The 4,168-nt window shown below is 62.8% G+C and carries 3 protein-coding genes and 1 pseudogene; 2 read left to right on the plus strand and 2 right to left on the minus strand.

The genetic code is table 11. The annotated features are described in order from the left end of the window. Together topA and EOA86_RS24690 are read right to left on the minus strand one after the other, a co-directional pair. A partial coding sequence (topA, locus tag EOA86_RS24685) for a type I DNA topoisomerase (RefSeq protein ID WP_128344061.1) occupies positions 1–1,470 on the minus strand: 1,470 nt, incomplete at its 3' end. A gap of 454 nt (positions 1,471–1,924) precedes the next feature. Next, positions 1,925–2,280 (minus strand): annotated as a pseudogene (locus tag EOA86_RS24690) (hypothetical protein). 175 nt (positions 2,281–2,455) lie between these two features. On the opposite strand from EOA86_RS24690, the gene EOA86_RS24695 reads away from it, so the two are divergent. Both EOA86_RS24695 and EOA86_RS24700 read left to right on the plus strand, forming a co-directional pair. Next, a complete protein-coding gene (locus EOA86_RS24695; RefSeq protein ID WP_128344063.1) occupies positions 2,456–3,202 on the plus strand; it encodes a cytochrome c biogenesis CcdA family protein in 747 nt (248 codons plus the stop codon). A gap of 169 nt (positions 3,203–3,371) precedes the next feature. Then, positions 3,372–4,168, plus strand: a 797-nt coding sequence (locus tag EOA86_RS24700) for an NTP transferase domain-containing protein (RefSeq protein WP_164891949.1), incomplete at its 3' end; no start/stop codon positions are given.

Here is a 4,168-nt window from a genome sequence, read left to right on the forward strand (position 1 = left end):
GGTCGATGGCCGGCCGATGCCGAGCTCTTCCAGCTTCTTGATCAGCGAAGCCTCCGAATAGCGCGGCGGCGGCTCAGTCGTGTGCTGGGTGGCGTTGATCGCCTCGCGGTCGAGCTGTTCGCCGGCACGGATCTCGGGCAGACGGCGGTTTTCCTCGTCTTCCGAATCCTCGTCCTTCTGCTCGGTATAGGCGGCAATGAAACCGTCGAAGCGAACGACCGAGCCGACGGCGCGAAGCTCGGCCGTGCGGGCGCCATTGACCGCCTCGATCTCGACCGTGGTGCGCTCGATCTCGGCCGGCTGCATCTGGCTGGCGATGGCGCGTTTCCACACCATCTCGTAGAGCCGGGCCTGGTCGGCATCGAGATATTGCCTGACCGAAGCCGGCGTGCGCATGAAATCGGTCGGGCGGATCGCTTCGTGCGCTTCCTGGGCGTTCTTGGCCTTGGTCGTGTAGTAGCGTGACTTTTCCGGCAGGTATTTCGGGCCGAATTCCTTGGCAATGGCATCGCGGGCGGCCGAGATCGCTTCAGGCGCCATCTGCACGCCGTCGGTTCGCATATAGGTGATCAGGCCGGCAGTCTCGCCGCCGATATCCATGCCTTCGTAGAGCCGCTGCGCCACTTGCATGGTGCGGCTGGCCGAGAAGCCGAGACGCGAGGAGGCGGCCTGCTGCAGCGTCGAGGTGGTGAAGGGCGGGCCTGGATTGCGCTTGGTCGGCTTGGCTTCGACCGACAGCGCCTTGAAAACAGCGCCTTCCAACATCGTCTTGATGTCGTCGGCCTGCGCCTTGTTCGAAATGTCGAGCTTTTGCAGCTTCTTGCGCTCGAAGGCGGTCAGCCGCGCCTCGAAATTTTCTTTGCGCGGCGTGCCGAGGAGAGCTGATATCTGCCAGTATTCCTCGCGAATGAAGCGCTCGATCTCCAATTCGCGGTCGCAGACGAGCCGCAATGCCACCGACTGGACGCGGCCGGCGGAGCGGGCGCCCGGCAGCTTGCGCCAGAGAACGGGCGACAGCGTGAAGCCGACGAGATAGTCGAGCGCGCGGCGGGCGAGATAGGCGTCGACCAGCGGCGCATCGATCTGACGCGGATTGGCCATAGCTTCCAGCACCGACGATTTGGTGATGGCGTTGAAGACGACGCGGCTGACCGGCTTGTCCTTCAGCGCGCGCTTCTGCTTCAGCACTTCCAGAACGTGCCAGGAAATGGCTTCGCCCTCGCGATCCGGATCGGTGGCGAGGATGAGGCCGTCGGCGTCCTTGACCGCCTTGGCGATGTCGGCAAGACGTTTGCTCGAGGCGGTGTCGACAGCCCAGGACATGGCAAAATCCTCGTCCGGACGCACCGAGCCATCCTTGGCCGGCAGATCGCGGACGTGGCCGAACGAGGCCAGGACCTTATAGTTCTTTCCGAGGTACTTGTTGATTGTCTTCGCTTTGGCCGGCGATTCGACGACGACGACGTCCATGAGGTCTCATATCAGCTGTGGTGCGGCAGAAGAATTCCGCTGCGCGCGACGAAATCTCGTACAATTGTCGCTCACATGGCCGCGCTTTTGCATCCGGTCAAGGGGAAGCGCCCAAAATGCAGTCCTGCATTCAGCCCGCAACCCAAGGGTGCGTCATGTGATATCCGCAATCCCGGATAGGGGGAGCGGCTGCCCTACCGTTGGACAAGCCGGCAATGGATCCGGGAGAAACGGGACAAAATCTTCCGCGGATATAAGAGAAACATCGATCGTGCGCCAGCCCCCGCTGAAGAGACGTTCGGTAGGATGCTCTGTTGGCGGGCGAGCCAGGCGTGGCGAGTGGGGCTCATATGCCCAGCGGACAGTACCAAAAGCTGGCCGCCGGGAGGAGGCCTGCAGGGATACGCGGCAGTCAGCGATTTCGCGCCGGTCATGGCGGGATGCAGGTTCGGGACTAGTCGGCTTTGGCTATGTGCCAGACGCCGCCGACGCCGTCGCCGGTCACATCGCCAGTCTTCTTATCCTCGATGAACGTGTAGAGCGGCTTGCCTTCATAGGCCCACATCTTGGTGCCCTCGGTGCGGTCCATTCGCCCTCGGCCTCCGTCTTCAGTGGCGGCCAATTGGTGGCGCATTTGTCGTAGCAGTTCGACTTGCCCGTCTCGTCCTTGTCGTAGGTGTAAAGGGTCATGCCGTTGGCATCGGTATAGATCTTGGTGCCGCCTACATCGGCTTCCTTCCATGCTTCGGCGGCATAGGAGGCGGCGGTGCCGAGTAAAAGCACCGCCAGCCCAACTGTGATCGATTTCATGGGGTTCCCCCTGATATGATCGAGAAGCGCGCGGAAAGCCGCCGCCTCGTTGCATCTACGCGCCTGGTGTGTCGTTTCTTCCTCGATGCAGGGCGGCAACTTGCCACGCAATGGTGATTGGCGGACAAGCCCGTGCGCCGCTATATCGGCGCCGATACAGTTGGGGTTTCGGGAAATGGCATTGGATATCGGCTATGTCAGCGCGGTCGGGGCGGGGGCGATCTCGTTCCTGTCGCCTTGCGTGCTGCCGCTGGTGCCGCCCTATCTCTGCTACATGGCCGGCGTGTCGGTCGATGATTTCCGCGGCAATGCCGGCGTCACGGCCAAGGCCGACGCACGTGCCGCGCTGCTTTATGCTTCGATTGCCTTCGTTCTCGGATTCTCGACCGTGTTCGTGGCGTTGGGCGCCGGCGCTTCGACTATCGGACGGCTGCTGCGCGTCTGGCAGGAGCCGCTGGCCATGGCGGCCGGCGTGCTCATCATCCTGATGGGGTTGAACTTCCTCGGCATATTGCGCATCCCGCTGCTGTCGCGTGAGGCGCGCTTCCAGTCGCAGGGCAAGCCGGCCAGTATCGTTGCCGCCTACGTCATGGGACTGGCCTTCGCCTTCGGCTGGACGCCGTGCATCGGACCGGTGCTGGGACCGATCCTGACGCTTGCCGGCGGCCGCGAGACGGTGGGCGAGGGCGCGGCTCTGCTCGCCGCCTATTCGCTCGGGCTCGGCATACCGTTCCTGATCGCGGCGCTGTTTTCCGGCGCCTTCATGAACTTTCTCTCGAAATTCCGCGTCCATCTCGGCCGGGTCGAGAAGGCGATGGGCGCGCTGCTGGTCGTCGCCGGCGTCTTTTTCCTGACCGGCGGGGTGCAGGCAGCGTCCTATTGGCTGCTGGAGAATTTCCCGATGCTGGGGCAGCTGGGATAGGCTTGTTGCCCATATAAGCCGGAATTGCGCGCACAGGATTGAATTGCGGACCCGCTAACCTGGAGTCAGCTGCTCCACCACCTCACCGGAATTTAACCGCATTGGTGCAGCATCGCGCCAGTGCTAGACATACCTTGATTTCCAACCCTTTTTGTATGGTTGCCCTTCCATGAGCCAGAGAACCTGCCTGTCCGTCATCCTCGCCGCCGGCGAAGGCACGCGCATGAAAAGCGCGGTGCCAAAAGTGCTGCACACGATCGCCGGCCTGCCGATGGTCGCCCATGTCGTGAGGGCTGCCGAAGCGGCAGGCAGCGGTGATCTGGCTCTGGTGATCGGCCATGGCGCGGACGAGATGCGCAAGGCCACGCAAAAGTTGGCGCCGAAGGCGGAGACTTTCGTCCAGGACAGGCGGCTCGGTACGGCGCATGCGGTTCTGGCTGCTCGCGACGCGATATCAAAGGGTTACGACGACATCCTCGTAATGTTCGGCGATACGCCGCTGATCGATCCGGAGGTGCTGACCGTTGCGCGCCGGAAGCTGGCGGAAGGCGCTGCCATCGTTGTGGTCGGCTTCCGCACGTCAAATCCTTCCGGCTATGGCCGGCTGATCGAAAAGGGCGGCAAGCTCATCGCCATCCGCGAGGAAAAAGACTGCACCGACGAGGAGAAGAAAATCACCTTCTGCAATGGCGGGCTGATGGCGGTTGCCGGCAAGCACGCGCTGCAGCTGCTCGACCAGGTCGGCAACGACAACGCCAAGGGCGAATATTACCTGACCGACATCGTTGAGATCGCCGGCGGGCAGGGTTTTGATGCCGTTGCCGCAGAAGCCGGCTTCGAGAATGTGCTCGGCATCAACAACCGCGCCGAACTCGCCGCGGCGGAAGGCATCTGGCAGACGCGCCGGCGGCACGAGGCCATGCTCTCCGGCGTCACATTGATTGCGCCGGAAACCGTGTTCTTTTC

It is taken from the genome of Mesorhizobium sp. M5C.F.Ca.IN.020.32.2.1, from assembly GCF_004023105.1.
Lineage (GTDB): Bacteria > Pseudomonadota > Alphaproteobacteria > Rhizobiales > Rhizobiaceae > Mesorhizobium > Mesorhizobium wenxiniae.